Source organism: Gordonia sp. NPDC003585, assembly GCF_040610755.1.
In the GTDB taxonomy this organism is placed as follows: Bacteria; Actinomycetota; Actinomycetes; order Mycobacteriales; family Mycobacteriaceae; genus Gordonia.
Genome location: NZ_JBEXMX010000020.1, coordinates 30,210 through 47,344, shown reverse-complemented (window position 1 = coordinate 47,344; position 17,135 = coordinate 30,210). Strand labels below are relative to the sequence as shown.

Genomic DNA, 17,135 nt, shown 5'->3' with positions numbered 1-17,135 from the left:
TACTCACCAACCGTTGACGTGCAGCACCTTGTCGAGAGGTTTGCGCGGTGCCGGTTTGAAATCGGTTCCCTTGGTGTACGCCACCGGCAGCAGCACGCCCTGGTGCACCGTCGACGGAATCCCGAGCAACTCGGCGATCTCCTTCTCGTACTCGATGTGCAACGTGGTCCACGCCGAACCCAGGCCCCGCGCACGCAGCGCCAACTGCAGGCTCCACGCACCGGGAAGCAGCGAACCCCAGACTCCGGCCTGGTTGCCCGTGGGCAGCTCACCACCCGTGTAGATCGCCCCGATCACCAATACCGGGACGTCACCCATCACGTCGGCCAGGTATTGGGCACTCGACGCGACACGTTTACCGGTCTCATCACGCGGCGCCTGGTTGGCGTAGTACGTCGCGAAGGACTTCGCGTACAGCTCGGCGACCCGCTTCTTGAGGTCCGCGTCGGTGAGCACGATCCAATGCCAGGTCTGGCTGTTGGACCCGGTCGGCGCCTGCAAAGCCACCTCGATCGCCTCCTCGACGAGCTCGAGGGGAACGGGCCGCTCCAGGTCGAGTCGCTTGCGGACCGACCGTGTGGTGGTCAGCAATTGGTCGGGATCCAGGGGCAACAGTTCCGTCATGGCACTCCTTTGGTCTCCCTCGGCACCCTACTCTTGCGACCCGACCGCACCCGTGTGAGCTCAGGTCAGCGAACCGCCGACATGGTGGTGTGGATCTGTAGCAATAGGAAGCGCTGGGCGCCATCAATTGCTACAAAGTCGCGTAAGGCAGAGGTCATTTCCCGACGACACCGGCGCGTTCGAGGTAGCCCAGCAACCCATGCGTGAGTCGCGCGGTGCGCAGCTCTTCCGGCGTGAACCACCCGACGTCGGCCGCGTCGTCGCCTGCCCGCAACGTGCCCGACCGTACCGACGCGAAATGATCGTGGATCTCGAACACGATGGCCTCCGCGGCGTCGCCCCGGCGGTACGGGATGTCGACCAGCCACGCCCGATCGCCGACGTCGACGACGAGCCCGGTCTCCTCGAGGACCTCTCGCTCGACGGCCGCGACGATGCTCTCGCCGGGCTCGACCTTCCCGCCGGGAAGACTCCAGCGCCCGGCCTGAGGATCGTTGCGGCGCAACACCAGCAGCAGGCGACCCGCGTCGTCGACGATCACTGCGCCGGCTGCCGGTACTCGCCGCCCCTCGTCCACTCCCCTACGGTAGACCCATGTCCGACACCTACACCGTCAGCCGCGCCACCACCATCGACGCGTCGGCCGACGCCGTCTATGAACGCATCGTGGATCTCCATCGCTGGACCGAATGGTCACCCTGGGAGGGGCTCGACCCCGAGTTGCAGCGCGACTACTCGGGTGCCGCCAGCGGGGTCGGAGCACGGTACGCGTGGTCGGGAAATCGCAAGGCCGGCAAGGGCGAGATGGAGATCCTGCGCGCCGACGAGCCCGGCCGTGTCGACATCAAGGTGGTGTTCGAGAAGCCGATGAAGTCCACGAGCACAAGCGTTTTCAAACTCACCCAAGACGGTGCTCGCACCGCCGTCACCTGGACGATGACCGGCCCGCATTCGTTGTTCAGTCGTGTCGCGGCCCCGCTCGGGTTCTTCGACAAGCTCCTCGGCAAGGATTTCGAGAAGGGCCTCGCGAAACTCAAGGCAGTCAGCGAGAACTGACTCAGAGACTTGCGGGGACCCACGGCCGGCAGAGTCGCCGCAATGTCGTCCGATCGACCAATCGCCGTCGCCATTCGCGACTGGTAATGTCCGAGATTCCCGCTTTGTCTACCGCTGAACAGAATCGAATCCTCGCGCCATGTCCTCGCCAGTCGCCGACCGTGCAGGCACGATGCTGGGGCAGTACCAACTCGAGGAGCTGCTCGGTCGAGGCGGGATGGGCGAGGTATACCGCGCAACAGATACCCGTCGACGTCGCACCGTCGCGATCAAACTGCTCAATCGCTCCGTCAGCGACGACCCGGCCGCTCGCGACCGGTTCATCCGCGAGTCCCAAGTCGCTGCGTCACTGAATGATCCGCACGTCATCCCCATCCACGATTGGGGTTCGATCGACGGGCAACTCTTCATCGACATGCGACTCGTGACGGGCCGCGATCTGGGACAGGTGATCGCCGACGACGGCCCACTCGAACCCCATCGCGCCGTGCACATCGTCGAGCAGATAGGCGGCGCCCTCGATGCGGCGCATCAGGCCGGCCTGACCCACCGGGACGTCAAGCCGGACAACATCATCGTCGATCGACATGACTTCGCGTACCTCGTCGATTTCGGCCTGGCCATGGCCGAGGCAGACACTCGTTTCACGCAGGCCGGGTATGTGATCGGGTCGTTTCGCTACATGGCTCCGGAACGGTTCACCGACGACGCCGCCGGGCCCGCCGCCGATATCTACGCATTGACCGGCGTCCTGTACGAATGCCTTTCTGGTCAGGCACCTTTCGCGACGTCGACGAACCCGGAGCAGATCATCTCCGCCCACCTTCAGCGGCTCCCGGCACCACTGAACTCACCACTGGATGCGGTGATCCGGCGAGGCATGGCGAAGGATCCGCGGGAAAGGTATCCCGATGCGGCTGCGCTGGTGGCCGACGCCCGGCGCGCGTTGACCCGGTCACCGGCAGCGGAAGCCCCGACCAGAATCGCCACCACCGAATTCGTTCCCGCCCCAGTGGCACACACGGTCCGTGCGCCGATCGCGCCGATGCCGACGCCGCCCCCACGAAGAAGGTCGAATACGTCGATCTACATCCTGATCGGCCTGATCGCGCTTCTCGTGGTCGCTCTACTCGGCCTCGGTGGTTGGTTCCTCGCGACCGGTTCGTCCGACGACACGTCGGGTGATGAGGCGGCGGCCGCGTCGCTCACCACGCCGTCGCTCATCCCGACGCAATCGACCACAGTGTCACAACCGCCGCCACCACCCCTGACCACCACGCCGACATCGGCGCCCCTCCCGGCGGGCGGGCGACCCGTCTGGCGGACGTCGATGGGCAATGCCGTGGTGATCCTGTACCTGTCTCCGTCGGGATACAACTGGCTCGAGGTCGCCACTCCGGGCGGCATGGACGGCAGCGCCCGCATCTGGTCGCAGGCCTCCGGATGGAAATCCTCACCCACCTATTCGGCTGCGCCGCAACAGTTCTTCACACCGGCGGTATACGCGCCGGCCCGCACGTGCATTCGGATCATCGTCACCTACGACGGCGCCACGCTGAACCGGCAGATCTGCTGAAACCTAGACCGACACAACCTCCACGAGATCGTCGAGCCCGGCAAAGTCGGACGGGTTGCGCGTGTAGAGACGCGCGTCGTGCGCATGCGCGGTGGCCGCGATCAGAAGATCCATCGATCGCGCGCGTGGCTGCCACCCGAGTTCGACGACCGCCGACGCGATCCGCCCGTAGCTCGCGGACACCGCCTCATCGACCGGCAATGCGTCGAACGCCTTCTCGATCAGCACCAGGCGGCGCAGTCGCTCTGCACGCACTTCGGACGTCTTGGCCACCAGAACACCAAAGTGCATCTCCGCCAGCGTGATCGCACTCAACGCCAACTCGCCGGCGATGGGTTCGAGGTCGGTGGCGAGCACGACGCTGGTGTCGAGGATGCCCCTCAATTCCGTTCCCAGGGGTCTGCGATCTCGTGGTCTACTGCCTCGCGATCCACTCCCCAGTCGGGATCGGCCGGGCCGGCGAACAGTGACTCGACGTCGGCCCACTGTCGCCAGGTACGTGGTGCTGCGGCAACCAATTTCGCGCTCGCACGACCGGAGACCGTGATGGTGATCTCCTCGCCGGCCTCAACGCGCCGAACTAACTCCGAGGCATCTTGGCGCAATTCTCGCAGTCCAACGGTGTTCATTCCGCCATGGTAGCACTTGTGCTACCACGGCTCAGCGCGAATAGATGACCCGGGTGCGGAGGATGAGGTCGGCGACCGACCTGCGTCGGGAATCGACTGCCACCCATAGCAACCCGATCGCGAAGAAGGTACAGATCAGGGCGCGCAGCAGCGCGCCGATCGGACGCATGCGTACCCCCTTGTGATTGACCACGCGGAGGCCCATCACGACCGAACCGAGGGTGCGGCCCGACACGGCCCAGCATGTGGCGAGGTACAGGACCGACACGGCCAGGAAGCCACTCGCAGTGAAGAAAAGGTTCGGTTGGGCAAACGTGAAGCTCTGCACACTGAGGATGAACCGAATCAGCATCAGGCCGAGGTACCCGCTCCCCAGGATCGCGCCGACCACACCGAGATCGAATCCCGCCGCGATCCCTCGGCTCACGATGCCGGCGTTCTTGTCGCGGTCGTGCACGACACCGTGGACTACCGGGTGTCGCGGGACGACCGGCGTCTCGTCGTTGGCGGTGTCACTCATCGGGAGCCTCCACCTTGCGTCGGAGCAGACGTCCGATCGCGTTGGCCACCGCGTCGTCGGCCCGCTCGGAGGTACTGCGCACATCGGTCATCACGTCGGCCGTGACCGAGGTGCTGGCGTCACGGATGATGTCGGGCAGGTCGACGCCCTCGATGATCTCCTCGGCCAGCCCGATCAGGTCGACGCGGGCGAGGATGGCATCGATGTCGAGTCCGCCCGCGACGGCGTCGAGGTCGACCAGTTTGATGGCCCGATCGAGGTCGACCCGCTCGGCGATCACCGCATTGAGGTCGACGCGGTCGAGGATGGCGTTGATGTCGAGGTCACCGGCGATCGCGTTCAGATCCGCATGCTCTTGGACGAGCTTCGTCAGATCAAGTTCGGCGACGACAACCGTGATCACCGCGACCACGAGCTTCAGGACGCGGTCGACGAGGACCGGGACCACATCGGTGATGACACGGTCGCCCTCGGCGGCCAGGCGGTCCACCCCCCGACGCCCCACCGGTCCGATCACGGGAAGACGCAATAGCTGACGGCCCACCGATCGTGCCGCCTCGGCAGACGCCACGACACCCTTGATCCCGACTGCCACGGCACCGGTGGCGATCTTCGCCTCACGGGGCGCGTCGCTGCTCACCGGGTAAGCATCGCACGCGGTGAACGCCCGGCGGTGGACATGTCGAACTTGTGATCCGTCGACCACGTCCATGTCGGACCGACGGCGGTACCCCGCAGACCCGCGCTCGCCACGAAGCGCTTTCGTGTGACCTATAGTCGCCTCACGAACAACTATCGGAGGCTGCGTGCGCATGGATTCCGGGGCACTTCTCGCCGGCCGTCGGATAGTCGAGATTGTCTCGGAGACGGACACCCAACTCGTCGCTCGATGCATACATCCGACTCTGGATCGGCCCGAGATGATCCGAGCGTGGCGGTGCGACAGTGAGTCCGACCGTGAACGAATCGTCCAGCGAATCCGAGCCGTATCGCGATTCGACCACCCCAACATCACAGGCATTCTCGACCACGGCTCGGGCGGCGAACACGTCTGGGTGACAACTCGTTGGGAAGCCGACGAGTCAGCGGGCTCATTTCTTGACTTGATGGGACCGCGATCACTATCGGAGGTGACTCAAATCGCCACCGATGTCGCCTCGGCCCTCGACCACGCCCACGAATACTCGGTAATTCATGGTGCGGTGCGACCGGAGACCGTGCTCCTCGGCGTCCACCGCGCACGCCGCCGAGCGAAGCTGCGACGATTCGAGTCCGACAACCGCGTCGGTTCCGGCGACGATGCCGCTGGGCACAGCACGCCACGCTTTCTGGCGTATTCGGCACCCGAAGCGCTGAACGATGCCATCGAACCGGCCTCCGACCAATTCTCATTGGCCTGCCTGGTATTCGAGCTCCTGACGGGCCGGAGCCCATTCCTGCGCGACTCTGCTTTGGCGACCCTGAACGCGGTCATGGCGGCGCCCACACCATCGATCAGCGAGCTCGGCGACGACCAAGATCGCGCCGAGCTCGACGCAGCGCTGACGCGCGCGCTACACAAGGACCCCGAGGCGCGCTTTCCGGACTGCCGTTCATTTGTGCAGAGCATGACCGGCACCGCCGACGTTCACCCACCTACCGCATTCCGCGTGATAGCTCCCCAAATCCGTTTGCAACCAATCGAATACGGATATGGCTACCCGGGTCCGGAAGTCGACCCAGTCATCACCGCAATCAATTGGCATGTTCGTGTCGGCCATCAGGTCAGGCCTGGACAGGCACTGGTGTCGATCAGCGTCAAACGCCCCGAATCACCTTTCACCTCGCCGGGTGCCCGGACGATTCGTTCCCCACTCGCCGGGCAGATCTTGGCGATTCCCGACGATGCCCGGCGCGAGTTCGTCGCCGGGATGGACCTCGCGGTGATCGGCGATTGGGGCGCGTCCCATTCCGAACCGGGCGCTCTGGCCAGGGTAATGCTGAATGACACGCACGTGACGTTCGACTGGCGGCCGCAACCGATGGCATAACCCTTGCCGACGACGCCACGGGCTCCTCCGTCAGCGCGTAGGGCGGCACCATCGCACACAGAAAACTCCCATCTACACACGGGATCTCGTGTGTAGATGGGAGTTCCGTGTGTGAGCTCAGAGAGCTTCGTACAGCTCGCGAGCCAGCTTGGCGGTCTCGCTCGGCGTCTTGCCGACCTTGACGCCCGCTGCCTCGAGGGCTTCCTTCTTGGCTTGCGCGGTACCCGAGCTGCCGGACACGATCGCGCCCGCGTGACCCATCGTCTTGCCTTCCGGCGCAGTGAATCCCGCGACGTAGCCGACGACCGGCTTGGACACGTTGGCCTTGATGTAGTCGGCCGCGCGCTCCTCGGCGTCGCCGCCGATCTCGCCGATCATCACGATGACCTTGGTCTCGGGGTCCTTCTCGAAGGCCTCGATGGCGTCGATGTGGGTGGTGCCGATGACCGGGTCGCCGCCGATGCCGATGGCGGTGGAGAAGCCGAGATCACGCAGCTCGTACATCATCTGGTAGGTCAGGGTGCCCGACTTGGACACCAGCCCGATCGGGCCCCTGCCGGTGATGTTGGCCGGGGTGATGCCGACGAGCGACTCCTCCGGGGTGATGATGCCGGGACAGTTGGGCCCGATGATGCGGGTCTTGGTGCCCTTGTCCACGTTGTAGGCCCACGCATAGGCGCTGTCCTGCACCGGGATGCCCTCGGTGATGACGACGAGCAGCGGGATCTCGGCGTCGATGGCCTCGATGATGGCGTCCTTGGCGAACTTCGGCGGCACGAAGGCGATCGACACGTCTGCGCCGGTCTCCTTGATTGCCTCCGAGACGCTGCCGAAGACGGGTAGCTCGACGTCGGAGCCGTCCTTGGCGGTGTGGGCCACGGTGGTGCCGGCCTTGCGTGCGTTGACGCCGCCCACGATGTTGGAGCCCGCCTTGAGCATCAGTGCGGTGTGCTTGGTGCCCTCACCGCCGGTGATGCCCTGCACGATGATCTTGCTGTCTTTGTTCAGGAAAATCGACATTGGTTCTGATCCCTCACTTGCTCGCCAGTTCGGCGGCTTTGTCGGCGCCGGAGTCCATCGTCTCGGCGAGCGTCACCAGCGGGTGATTCGCATCGGCCAGGATCTTGCGTCCCTCGTCAACCTTGTTGCCGTCCAGGCGCACCACGAGCGGCTTGTTGGCCTCGTCGCCCAGCTTGCCCAGTGCACCGACGATACCGTTGGCGACTGCGTCACATGCGGTGATGCCACCGAAGACGTTCACGAACACGCTCTTGACCTGCTCGTCGCCCAGGATGACGTCGAGACCGGCGGCCATCACCTCGGCGGACGCACCGCCGCCGATGTCGAGGAAGTTGGCCGGCTTCACGCCGCCGTGGGCCTCGCCCGCGTAGGCGACGACGTCGAGCGTGGACATGACCAGTCCGGCGCCGTTGCCGATGATGCCGACCTCACCGTCGAGCTTGACGTAGTTGAGGTCGTTCTCCTTGGCCTTCAGCTCCAGCGGATCGGTGGCGTCCTTGTCGTGGAATGCCTCGTGATCGGGATGGCGGAAGTCGGCGTTCTCGTCGAGGGTCACCTTGCCGTCGAGGGCGAGGATCTGATCGTCGGGAGTGCGCACCAGCGGGTTGACCTCCACCAGGGTGGCGTCTTCGGCGACGAAGACCTCCCAGAGCTTCTGGATGGTCACGGCGGCAGCGTCGAGCACCTCGGCGGGCAGCTTGCCCTTCTCGGCGATCTCGCGGGCCAATTCGAGGTCCACACCGGTGACGGCGTCGACCGGCACGCGCGCGAGGGCGTCCGGGTTCTCCTCGGCCGTCACCTCGATCTCCACGCCACCCTCGACCGAGCACATGGCCAGGTAGGTGCGGTTGGCGCGGTCGAGCAGGAAGGAGATGTAGTACTCCTCCGCGATGTCGCTGGCCTCGGCGACCAGCAACTTCTTGACGACATGGCCCTTGATGTCAAGGCCCAAGATGTTCTCGGCGTGCGACTGTGCGTCATCAGGGGTTGCGGCGAACTTCACGCCGCCCGCTTTTCCACGTCCACCAACCTTGACCTGAGCCTTGATCATCACAGGCTTGCCGATTTCTTCGGCGATCGCCCGTGCATCGGCGACAGTGTCGGTCACCCGCCCGGGTGTGGTGGGAACCCCATGCTTGGCGAACAGTTCCTTCGCCTGGTATTCGAAGAGATCCATTCAGCTCACCATCTCGTAGGTTTGCCCGCGCAGAGGGATGTAACACCGCGGGGGTGTGTAACGCGGGCCATATCGGACTTTAAACCTGCCGCATATGGCCATCGTGACCGCACCCTGCGCTTGTGCGACAGATCACTCGCTCGGTCGGCATTCCGGGGCCGGCGATGAACACGTTTCGACGGGATGCTCCAATAGATCGCTGACGTCGGACAACGACAGGGAGCGTCATTCATAGTAACGAAGTGGTAATTCAGTAGAGTAGATCCATCGCAATGGTTCTGTGACTCAACTCACATAATTGCAGGAACCTTGCGCGCAGCGTTGGACTTGCCGCAATCATTTCGTTACCGTCAGCTCCCAGACATGGTCACAAAAGGGTTACGGAACGTTATTCCGAAATCCGCTGCAGCGAAGAGATGAGGTGGACGATTTGGCGGAAGCGTATTCCCGCGGATCGGCCCGCACCCGGTCACGAAGCACGACGACGTATCCGGGGCTCGACGATTTCGCCGCCGAGGAGATGACGACGATCATCCCCATCGACGAGTACGACACCGCCATCGACTCCACCACCGACCACTCGTGGACCCCCGCCACCTGGGAGCCCTACTACCGTCCGAGCCGCTCCGAGGTCACTCAGGACATCCTGATCCCCGAGCACGAGTTCGACGCGTACGAATACGACGAGCCGCTCGACTTCGAGGGCGCCCGCCCCGACATCCTCTCCGACGACCCCGGTCGCCTCGCCGTCGAGACCGACGACAAGCCGTTCCGCAGCAACCCGCAGGGATCGCGCACCAAGCGTGGCGGCAAGCATCGCGTCGCCGCACCGCCGACCGCCCTGCGTGGTGGCCGCGCCGCCCTCTTCGCCATCGCCGCCGGCGCCACCGACGCCGCGGTCACCCAGGTGAGCAACGCTGACGAGCCGAACGGCACCTCGGTCAGTCCGGCCGCCAACGTCTCCGATACGAGCGCCACGAGCGATCTGGGGCCCGGTGTCGCCGCGTCGACCGCCAGCCCCGACACCGACGGGTTCGGGCAGCAACTCGCCGTCGGCGCCGCAGCAGCAGCCGACGAGGCCCGTCGCGAAGCACTCGCCCGACGCCCGATGTTCGCGCAGCCCGTCAACTTCGCCTCCGGCAGCTGCCACTTCACCTCGCTCTACGCGATGCGGTGGGGTTCCATGCACGGCGGCATCGACCTGGCCTGCCCGCTGGGCACCCCGATCCACGCGGTCACCGACGGTGTCGTGATCGCCGCCGAGCCCGCCAGCGGCTACGGCAACTGGGTCCAGATCAAGGCCGCCGACGGCACCGTCACCATGTACGGCCACATGTCCTCGTCGGGCGTCCTCGTCCGTAAGGGCCAGCATGTGACCGCCGGCGACGTGATCGCCCTCGTCGGCAACGAAGGCTTCTCCACCGGACCCCACCTCCACCTCGAAGTGTGGAAGCAGGGCGTCACCAAGATCGACCCCGTACCGTGGCTCGCCGCGCACGGCGTGCGTCTGCCTGCCTACAGCGGCTAGAAAACCACTGGCCTCACGGCCTCCCCGGCGTCGATAATCGCCGTGTGGAGGTGTCATTCGTCAAACGTGCCGGCGGGTACGACGTTCGCATAACGCGGGACAAACCGCCCGTGCTGGCACCGCGCCGGGGTCCGGGTGGTCGTTCACGCATTCCGCACGATGCGGCCCACATGCGCGTGGAGATCGAGGATTCCCTGTCTGGCGGAGTGTTCGGCAGACTCTACGACGCCAACGGCCTCGACGGCTTGTTCTGGCCCGCCGACCCCGCCGAACGACGCAAAGCGGCCCGCCGTCCGCGTCGGCCGACTGCCGGTCAGGTCGAGGACATGGAGCGCTCGGAATACCTTGCGTCTCTGACCTCCGCGCTGTGGGAGGTCGAACGCGGATTCGCGACACCCGACCCCGCGTGGCCCGGCCGCAAGGACGACGCCGACGTGAAACCCGAACTCCTGCAACGGATCTTCGATCGCTTCGACGATTTCGACGCTCGATGGCGGGCAATTCCCGAGGGCGGCGAGGTCAGTGTGGCGTGGGTGCATCCGCCCGGTGGCGTTCGTGGCGGGTGAGCTAGCCGCCGGCCGTACCCAGCCGATGGCTGAGGTGTGAGGAGCCCTGGCGACGAGCCTCGAAGCCCCTGGTGCGCTGACATTGTCGTCTCACCAGCCCTTCGAGGCTCGTCGCTGGCGCTCCTCGCACCTCAGGGAGCGGTCGCGGGGCGGTGTCATGACCAGGGGCTTCCAGGCTCGCACCTAGCCGGCGGGAGCGGCCACCTCAGGGACTACAACTTGTCGCCGGGAATCCCGCCCGCGGTCAACAGGGTCACGCGTCCGGTGCTGCCGCCGTAGTCGATGACGACGCGTTCGGTGGCGCCGCTGCCGATCTTGTCGACCACCTTGCCCATGCCGTACTTGGGATGGTTGTGGCGGTCGCCCACTTCGTAATTCACGTATTTGTTGCGCCCGCGAGCCGGATCGGCAGAATACGACGACCGCCCACGACCGCCCGACATCCCACCCGACGAGAACGCACCATCGCGGCCGAAGACACCCGACGACGACCCGCCGAAACCACTCGACGACCGACGCCGTTCGGTTTTCCGCCAGTCCAGTAGGTGCTGCGGAATCTCCTGCAGAAAGCGGGATTCCGGATTCGACACCGGCTGCCCCCAGGACGCCCGGGTGATCGCGCGGGTCAGGTACAGCCGCTCCTTGGCGCGGGTGATGCCGACGTAGGCCAGGCGTCGTTCCTCACTCAGTTCGGCCGGGTCACCCATCGCGCGCATGTGCGGGAAATGGCCGTCCTCCCAACCGGTTACGAAGACCACCGGAAATTCCAGGCCCTTGGCGGTGTGCAGCGTCATCATCGTGACCACACCCTCGCCCTCGTCGGGCACCTGGTCGGCGTCGGCCACCAGCGAGACCCGTTCCAGGAACGCCGCGAGCGACCCCGGCTCGGGCTCCCCCTCGGTGTCCCGGCCGGACTCCAGCGGATCGTCGTCCTCGTCGATCTCGCCGGCCGCCAACTTGGCCGCGTCCTGGCTGAACTCCTGTGCCACCGAAATCAATTCGTTGAGGTTGTCCAGACGCGCGCCGTCCTGCGGGTCGTTGGACGCCTCGAGTTCGGCGCGATAGCCGGTGCGTTCGACGATCGCGTCGACGAGTTCGCCGATGTCGGCGCCCTCCTCGGTGGCGTCGATGAAGGCGACGTCCTCGTCGGCGTCACCGGCCGAACCGAACCCGGTGAGGAAGTCGGTACGCAGACCCTCGATGAGGTCGACGAAACCGCCGATCTGTTTCACCGCACGGGAATTGAGCAGCGCGACCTTGCCGTCGGCCGCGTCGATCAGCGACTCGTAGAAACTGCGGCCGGTGTTCTCCGAATGCACCGCGACGCACGCCTCGGCACGATCGCCGATTCCGCGTCGTGGCGTGTTCAGGATGCGACGCAGACTCACCGTGTCGTCCGGGTTGGCGACCACCCGCAGGTAGGCGACCACGTCCCGAACTTCTTTGCGCTCATAGAATTTGGTGCCGCCGACCACCTTGTACGGGATCCCGTGCCGGACAAAGACCTCTTCCACCGCTCGTGAGCCGGTGTTGGTGCGGTAGAACACCGCGATGTCGGAGTACTTGTGGCTCGACGACCCGCCGATCGAATAGTCGGTGAGGTTCTCGATCTCCTTCGCGATGAACACCGACTCGTCGCGATCGGAATCCGCGACGTAGCCGACGATCAGTTCACCGTCGCCCGAGTCGGTCCACAACCGCTTGTCCCGACGATGCTCATTGCGCGCGATGACCGCATTCGCGGCTGACAAGATCGTCTGGGTGGAACGGTAGTTCTGTTCCAGCAGAATGGTTTCCGCGTTCGGGAAGTCCCGCTCGAACTCTTCGATGTTGCGGATCGTCGCGCCGCGGAAGGCGTAGATCGACTGATCGGCGTCGCCGACGACACACAGTTCCGACGGCTGAACCCCGCCGTGTCCATGTGGCCCGCTCGCTGCGCTCCCGGCGCCAGAAGTGACGTGCTCCCCCACCAGCTCACGGATCAGGACGTACTGCGCGTGGTTGGTGTCCTGGTACTCGTCGACCAGCACGTGCCGGAAGCGGCGGCGGTAGTACTCGGCGACCTCGGGGTGCGCATGCAGCAGCGCCACGGTTTCGCCGATCAGGTCGTCGAAGTCGAAGGCGTTGGCCGCGCGCAGGCGACGTTGATACTCGCGATAGATCTCGGCGATCTTGAGCGCCGACGGCTCGTCGTCGGCCGCAGCTTCGATCGCCCGCTCCGGGCCCACGAGTTCGTTCTTGTGGTTGGAGATCACCACCGCCACGCCGCGCGGGCTGAACTTCTTGGGGTCCAGTTCGAGGTCGCGGATGATCATGCCCAGCAGGCGTTTGGAGTCGTCCGCGTCGTAGATCGAGAAGTTGGAGTTCATCCCCTCGAGCAGCCCGGACTGGGCACGCAGGATGCGCACGCACGTCGAGTGGAACGTCGACACCCACATGTAGGTCGCCCGCGGGCCCACCAGGTCGATGACCCGCTCCCGCATCTCCGCCGCGGCCTTGTTGGTGAAGGTGATGGCGAGGACCTGGCCGGGCGAGACATCCCGCGCGGCCAGTAGGTAAGCGATCCGCCGGGTGAGCACCGCCGTCTTGCCGGAACCGGCGCCCGCAACGATCAGCAGCGGCGCCCCGGTGTGCAGTACGGCCGCACGTTGCTGCGGATTCAACCCGTCGAGCAGACGGTCGATCGCAGGATCGGACGGGGCTGCCGCACGCGCCTCGCGGGTGTCGGCGGACGGGAGAGAGGAAGTGCCAGTCATCGGTATTCGAGGTTACCCGCAGGCACCGACATCTCCTGGACACACTCGCACGCCGCACGCCACGGCGACATGGCATGACGACATGGCATTCGGACGACCGACCGAACAAGCTACGTCTCGTCGGCTCCGACGGCTACGATATGCCCGGATCGACAGACTCTGGCGGCGCCATGTGGTTTCGGCGCTGGGACGCGGGACCAACAGGAGGAACAACCATGTCGAAGGCAGCTGGGGCGGTCATCCTGGCGGTGGGGGCGATAGCCGCGGTGATCGCGGTGGTGGTGTCCTTCATCCCGTTCAGTCATGCCGGGACAGCCGAACCGACGGCCGCATTCCGCGCGCAGAAGAGCCTCGACGAGGTGCTGTTTCAAACTGGCCTCGAGTCCCGCCGCGAAATACACCGGCAGTGTGACGCAGGAGTACGGCGGGCAGAGCATCAAGTACGACTTCACCAACATGGTGGTGACCATCTCCAACAGTGCCGAGGGCACCATCTCGGTGAACGGCAACCAAGGCGAATACCGGCAGGTCGGCAACAGCCGCTTCGTCAACGCACCGGCCGGTTTCTGGACCGCCGTGCTGAGCTCCAACGAGAAGGAACGCAAGGATCTCGGGCCACTCGCCGGCAAGTGGGTCGACTCGTCGCGCACCAGCGTGTTGCCGGTCGGAAACACCCTCGCGCCCGACATCCTCGCCGGCACCATCGGCACCGTGCCTGCCGATCAGGCACCCAAGCTCGGCCCCATCGAGGTGGCATCGCCGAATCCCGGTCTGCCCGACGCACGCTTCTGGCCGGTGTCAGACCCGCCGGTCACCTTCGTCGGCGACAACGTCGTGAAGATCGGCCAGTGGGAGGTCACCTTCGATCCGAGCTCCAAGGTGGTCACCCATGTCAAGGGCACCGAGGTCACGGACGAGGGGTCGGACAAACTCACCACCACCTACGACCTCGACGTGGCGACGCAGTCGGCCGACGATGCGGCGAAGTTGTTCGCCAACCAGCGTGCGCTGGTCAACGATCTCGTCAACGTGCCGGCTCCCGGCTACACCGTGGACAGCCGCGCAGTCGCCTTTGTGCCCGGCGGGAACTGCACACGCGCCGCATGCCCGTTCACCTACACAGGTAGCGGAACCGTCTCACCGACTGCGACCGGCACCGGCTACGTCAACTACGGCCTGACCGTCAACTTCACGCTCAACGGCCGCCCGGCCGCCGCACCGTGCACGACGGTGATCCGCGCGGACTTCGGCGCAACCGGCCGGGCGACGTGCGTGGCCCGCAACATCGTCGGCGAGGGCACCACGGTTCGCGGCGTCCCCACCTGGCAGTACCTGCCGTTCCGCACGAATACGGTCGACGCGTTGAACGACCAGATCAACAAGAATCAGGAACGCACCAAGCAGCAGGTCACGTTTGTCCGTACCGGCTCCAAGCAGCCCGAGGCCGCCGCATACGGGTCACCCCGTACCGGTCTGCCCAGCTACTACGTGATCCAGCGCGGCGACTACCTCTTCGACGGTCTCGGCCCGCTGGGCGACCTGCTGGTCATGTTCGCGCCCGGTTACGCCACCCACGTCGTCAACGGACAACTCGACCCGTCCTGGGCCGGCACCACCACCATCAAGGACCAGATCACCAAGCAGGTCGCGGCCGCCAACGGCACACGGGTCCTGTGGTTTGTCGCGGAGCCCAGCACCGCCGTGGCCCTCGAGGCGCTGGTCCGCGAAGCCGGTCAGAGCGACAAGATCGAGGTCTCCTACATCGATCCGAACCGCTGATCGGCGCCTGACGCGGCGGGGTCACTCGCCGAGGAAACGCGCCTCGACGACCTCCCCGACCCGACCCGCCCCGGTGTGCAGCGCCAGCCCGGCGGTCAGCGGCGCGACGTTGACCGCCGAGCCCTGGCCGTCGAGCTGCACGTAGATGACGTGCAGGCCTGGCTGCACGGTTGCCTTGACCCGCGACCCCTCGTCGAGCCAGAACTCGACCTCGCCCGCACGGTTGGCGCAGTAGCTCAGCGCGATCGTCCAGCGCCACCGGATGAGCGGGCCGTCGAGTGCCAGCCGGGCAGGTGCCGACAACTCCGGTCTGGCACAACTCCCCCGACCCTCGGCGATGGCACGACGCGGTGTCACCGCGCCGGCAACGAGTTGCCCCGAGGTGTCGAGGACCTGTAGTCGGTCGGTGCTCGAACCGAAATCGGGTCGCTGCCGAAGCCGTCCGAAGGTGTGGCTGATCTGGTTGTTCGGATAGGCCACCGGCAGCAGGATCTCCAGTGGCAGCGCCTGATCGAACATCGGATGATCGGTGCCCGCGGCCAGGCTGCGTTTGGCGGTGTCGAGGTAGTCGCCGGTCGGGTTGTCGCGCCACGAGTTCCCGAACCCGGCCAATGACACGCTTGCCGACGCCACCGCCAGCCCGATGAGGACGACCACTGCCACGAGCCCGGTCGCCGGGGCGGCCGGTTCGGCGGGTTTCGCGTGCCGACCACCCCGGGGATTCTCGTCGTCGGCCGGCACTGCCCTGACGCGGGCCGGAGCCGCGATCAGCAGCGCGAGAGCCGCGGCGAAGACCAGCGCGGTGTCGGGCAGATAGCGCATCGTCTGCGCCAATTCCAGGGCGGTGTTGCCGCTCGACCGATTCCACATCACCGGCACCTGAGCGAGCACCGCGTAGGCAGCGGCCAGGATCAGGATCGGCGCAGCTCCGCGCTTGCGGAGCAACGCCCAAATAGCCACCGCGGCGATCACCAGCCACCCGGCCAAGATCATCCACCACGACGCGAAACCCATGGGCGGGCTGGGATTCCACCGGTCCCATTCCCACGGGCCACCGACCAGCGAGGGCACGATCGCACGGTTCACCGACCGCCACACCAGCCGGGCGGTCTGTGCGGCCGAATGCACGCCCGCCGTCGCATCCGACACCGAGAAGAAGACGATCAGCCACACTCCGAAGATCGCGGCGAGCGCTCCCCACAGACCGCGCGCCCGGGACACCGCGGTGGCCAGCGGACTGATCGGATGATCCTCGAACGCGATCGCCAGGGTCGCCGCGACCAGGGCGACCGGCAGGACGAACAACGACTTCTCGAAGAACGCGAGGGCGACCACGAAGACGATCGACGATCGGACGACGATGCGGCGGCGCTGCGCGGCGTCGGCGTCGGACCGGCAGGCCAGGACGGCGTCGCCCACGATCCACGCCATCGCCGCCTGCATCGGCAAGGTGTTCAGCCCGGCCGCCCACCAGGTGAAGGCAGGCACGGTCATCGGCGTGAACAGGTAGAACGTCAGGGCAGCCAGACCCGCCGCACCAGCGCGGGGCGCGATGATCCGGATCATGCGCCACACCGCCACCGATGCGATCGCCTGCCCGACGATGAGCGTGATGGCCGGTACCACCCAGTTGACCGGGGCAATCACCGTGGACAGGCCTGCCACCAGGAAGGCCGCCGGCATGAAGTGGCCGTCGTGGCTGTGACCCAGGTAGTCCCAGGACAGAATCGGCATCGTCGAGGCACGCCCGATGAGGATCAGGTCGTCCCAGTAGAAGCTCCCCGTCGCCACCAGAGCGCCGCGAACGACCAATGCCGCGATGATCAGGGCCGCCGCGATCGACGACACCGTTCGATTGGTCATCATGGCACCTA

At 65.9% G+C, this 17,135-nt stretch carries 16 protein-coding genes; 6 read left to right on the top strand and 10 right to left on the bottom strand.

From position 1 onward, the window contains the following. Positions 1–3: 3 nt before the first annotated feature. Together ABZW74_RS07685 and ABZW74_RS07680 are read right to left on the bottom strand one after the other, a co-directional pair. Positions 4–624 (bottom strand): nitroreductase family protein, encoded by a 621-nt coding sequence (locus tag ABZW74_RS07685; RefSeq protein WP_355275373.1) that lies wholly within the window; start codon positions 622–624, stop codon positions 4–6. Between the two features lie 154 nt (positions 625–778). Continuing rightward, on the bottom strand, positions 779–1,201 hold the full coding sequence (locus tag ABZW74_RS07680; RefSeq protein ID WP_240856346.1) for an NUDIX domain-containing protein: 423 nt from the start codon (positions 1,199–1,201) through the stop codon (positions 779–781). Positions 1,202–1,218: 17 nt separating this feature from the next. Between ABZW74_RS07680 and ABZW74_RS07675 the strand changes: the two genes are divergently transcribed. Beyond that, entirely contained in the window at positions 1,219–1,680 is a 462-nt protein-coding gene (locus tag ABZW74_RS07675) for an SRPBCC family protein (protein WP_355275370.1), read from the top strand. Positions 1,681–1,819: 139 nt separating this feature from the next. Beyond that, entirely contained in the window at positions 1,820–3,256 is a 1,437-nt protein-coding gene (locus ABZW74_RS07670) for a serine/threonine-protein kinase (protein WP_355275368.1), read from the top strand. A gap of 3 nt (positions 3,257–3,259) precedes the next feature. On the opposite strand, the gene ABZW74_RS07665 is transcribed toward ABZW74_RS07670, so the two are convergent. The 4 genes from ABZW74_RS07665 to ABZW74_RS07650 are packed head-to-tail and all read right to left on the bottom strand — an operon-like array spanning position 3,260 to position 5,045. Beyond that, positions 3,260–3,640, bottom strand: a complete 381-nt coding sequence (locus ABZW74_RS07665; RefSeq protein ID WP_355275367.1) for a type II toxin-antitoxin system VapC family toxin — start codon at positions 3,638–3,640, stop codon at positions 3,260–3,262. Beyond that, positions 3,637–3,885: a type II toxin-antitoxin system prevent-host-death family antitoxin gene (locus ABZW74_RS07660; protein ID WP_240856342.1), complete on the bottom strand. Its 249-nt coding sequence runs from the start codon at positions 3,883–3,885 to the stop codon at positions 3,637–3,639. The genes ABZW74_RS07665 and ABZW74_RS07660 overlap by 4 nt, the downstream gene beginning before the upstream one ends. Before the next feature lie 31 nt (positions 3,886–3,916). Further along, a complete protein-coding gene (locus ABZW74_RS07655; protein WP_355275365.1) occupies positions 3,917–4,405 on the bottom strand; it encodes an RDD family protein in 489 nt (162 codons plus the stop codon). Continuing rightward, the gene (locus ABZW74_RS07650; RefSeq protein WP_355275363.1) at positions 4,398–5,045 is read right to left on the bottom strand and encodes a hypothetical protein; all 648 of its coding nucleotides are present in this window, start codon (positions 5,043–5,045) and stop codon (positions 4,398–4,400) included. The genes ABZW74_RS07655 and ABZW74_RS07650 overlap by 8 nt, the downstream gene beginning before the upstream one ends. A 172-nt stretch (positions 5,046–5,217) precedes the next feature. Between ABZW74_RS07650 and ABZW74_RS07645 the strand changes: the two genes are divergently transcribed. Continuing rightward, complete coding sequence (locus ABZW74_RS07645) at positions 5,218–6,435, top strand: protein kinase (RefSeq protein ID WP_355275361.1); 1,218 nt, start codon at positions 5,218–5,220, stop codon at positions 6,433–6,435. Between the two features lie 117 nt (positions 6,436–6,552). Here ABZW74_RS07645 and sucD read toward each other — a convergent pair whose 3' ends face one another. Beyond that, positions 6,553–7,455: a succinate--CoA ligase subunit alpha gene (sucD, locus tag ABZW74_RS07640; protein WP_355275359.1), complete on the bottom strand. Its 903-nt coding sequence runs from the start codon at positions 7,453–7,455 to the stop codon at positions 6,553–6,555. Positions 7,456–7,468: 13 nt separating this feature from the next. Further along, entirely contained in the window at positions 7,469–8,632 is a 1,164-nt protein-coding gene (sucC, locus tag ABZW74_RS07635; RefSeq protein ID WP_240856338.1) for an ADP-forming succinate--CoA ligase subunit beta, read from the bottom strand. 421 nt (positions 8,633–9,053) lie between these two features. Here sucC and ABZW74_RS07630 point away from each other — a divergent pair, with 421 nt between their 5' ends. Beyond that, the gene (locus ABZW74_RS07630; protein ID WP_355275357.1) at positions 9,054–10,160 is read left to right on the top strand and encodes a M23 family metallopeptidase; all 1,107 of its coding nucleotides are present in this window, start codon (positions 9,054–9,056) and stop codon (positions 10,158–10,160) included. A 44-nt stretch (positions 10,161–10,204) separates the two neighbouring features. After that, positions 10,205–10,726: a hypothetical protein gene (locus ABZW74_RS07625; protein ID WP_355275355.1), complete on the top strand. Its 522-nt coding sequence runs from the start codon at positions 10,205–10,207 to the stop codon at positions 10,724–10,726. Between the two features lie 212 nt (positions 10,727–10,938). Here ABZW74_RS07625 and ABZW74_RS07620 read toward each other — a convergent pair whose 3' ends face one another. Further along, a complete protein-coding gene (locus ABZW74_RS07620; RefSeq protein WP_355275353.1) occupies positions 10,939–13,482 on the bottom strand; it encodes a UvrD-helicase domain-containing protein in 2,544 nt (847 codons plus the stop codon). 408 nt (positions 13,483–13,890) lie between these two features. On the opposite strand from ABZW74_RS07620, the gene ABZW74_RS07615 reads away from it, so the two are divergent. Beyond that, on the top strand, positions 13,891–15,261 hold the full coding sequence (locus ABZW74_RS07615) for a hypothetical protein (RefSeq protein ID WP_355275351.1): 1,371 nt from the start codon (positions 13,891–13,893) through the stop codon (positions 15,259–15,261). A gap of 21 nt (positions 15,262–15,282) precedes the next feature. On the opposite strand, the gene ABZW74_RS07610 is transcribed toward ABZW74_RS07615, so the two are convergent. Further along, positions 15,283–17,127: a hypothetical protein gene (locus tag ABZW74_RS07610; RefSeq protein ID WP_355275349.1), complete on the bottom strand. Its 1,845-nt coding sequence runs from the start codon at positions 17,125–17,127 to the stop codon at positions 15,283–15,285. Positions 17,128–17,135 lie beyond the last annotated feature (8 nt).

What these genes read in the sequence shown, in the direction of transcription:
- ABZW74_RS07670 (WP_355275368.1), top strand. Translation starts at nt 1,820, where the DNA reads ATGTCCTCGCCAGTCGCCGACCGTGCAGGCACGATGCTGGGGCAGTAC.
- ABZW74_RS07655 (WP_355275365.1), bottom strand. Translation starts at nt 4,405, where the DNA reads ATGAGTGACACCGCCAACGACGAGACGCCGGTCGTCCCGCGACACCCG.
- ABZW74_RS07685 (WP_355275373.1), bottom strand. Translation starts at nt 624, where the DNA reads ATGACGGAACTGTTGCCCCTGGATCCCGACCAATTGCTGACCACCACA.
- ABZW74_RS07620 (WP_355275353.1), bottom strand. Translation starts at nt 13,482, where the DNA reads ATGACTGGCACTTCCTCTCTCCCGTCCGCCGACACCCGCGAGGCGCGT.
- ABZW74_RS07610 (WP_355275349.1), bottom strand. Translation starts at nt 17,127, where the DNA reads ATGATGACCAATCGAACGGTGTCGTCGATCGCGGCGGCCCTGATCATC.
- ABZW74_RS07645 (WP_355275361.1), top strand. Translation starts at nt 5,218, where the DNA reads ATGGATTCCGGGGCACTTCTCGCCGGCCGTCGGATAGTCGAGATTGTC.
- ABZW74_RS07660 (WP_240856342.1), bottom strand. Translation starts at nt 3,885, where the DNA reads ATGAACACCGTTGGACTGCGAGAATTGCGCCAAGATGCCTCGGAGTTA.
- ABZW74_RS07675 (WP_355275370.1), top strand. Translation starts at nt 1,219, where the DNA reads ATGTCCGACACCTACACCGTCAGCCGCGCCACCACCATCGACGCGTCG.
- sucC (WP_240856338.1), bottom strand. Translation starts at nt 8,632, where the DNA reads ATGGATCTCTTCGAATACCAGGCGAAGGAACTGTTCGCCAAGCATGGG.
- sucD (WP_355275359.1), bottom strand. Translation starts at nt 7,455, where the DNA reads ATGTCGATTTTCCTGAACAAAGACAGCAAGATCATCGTGCAGGGCATC.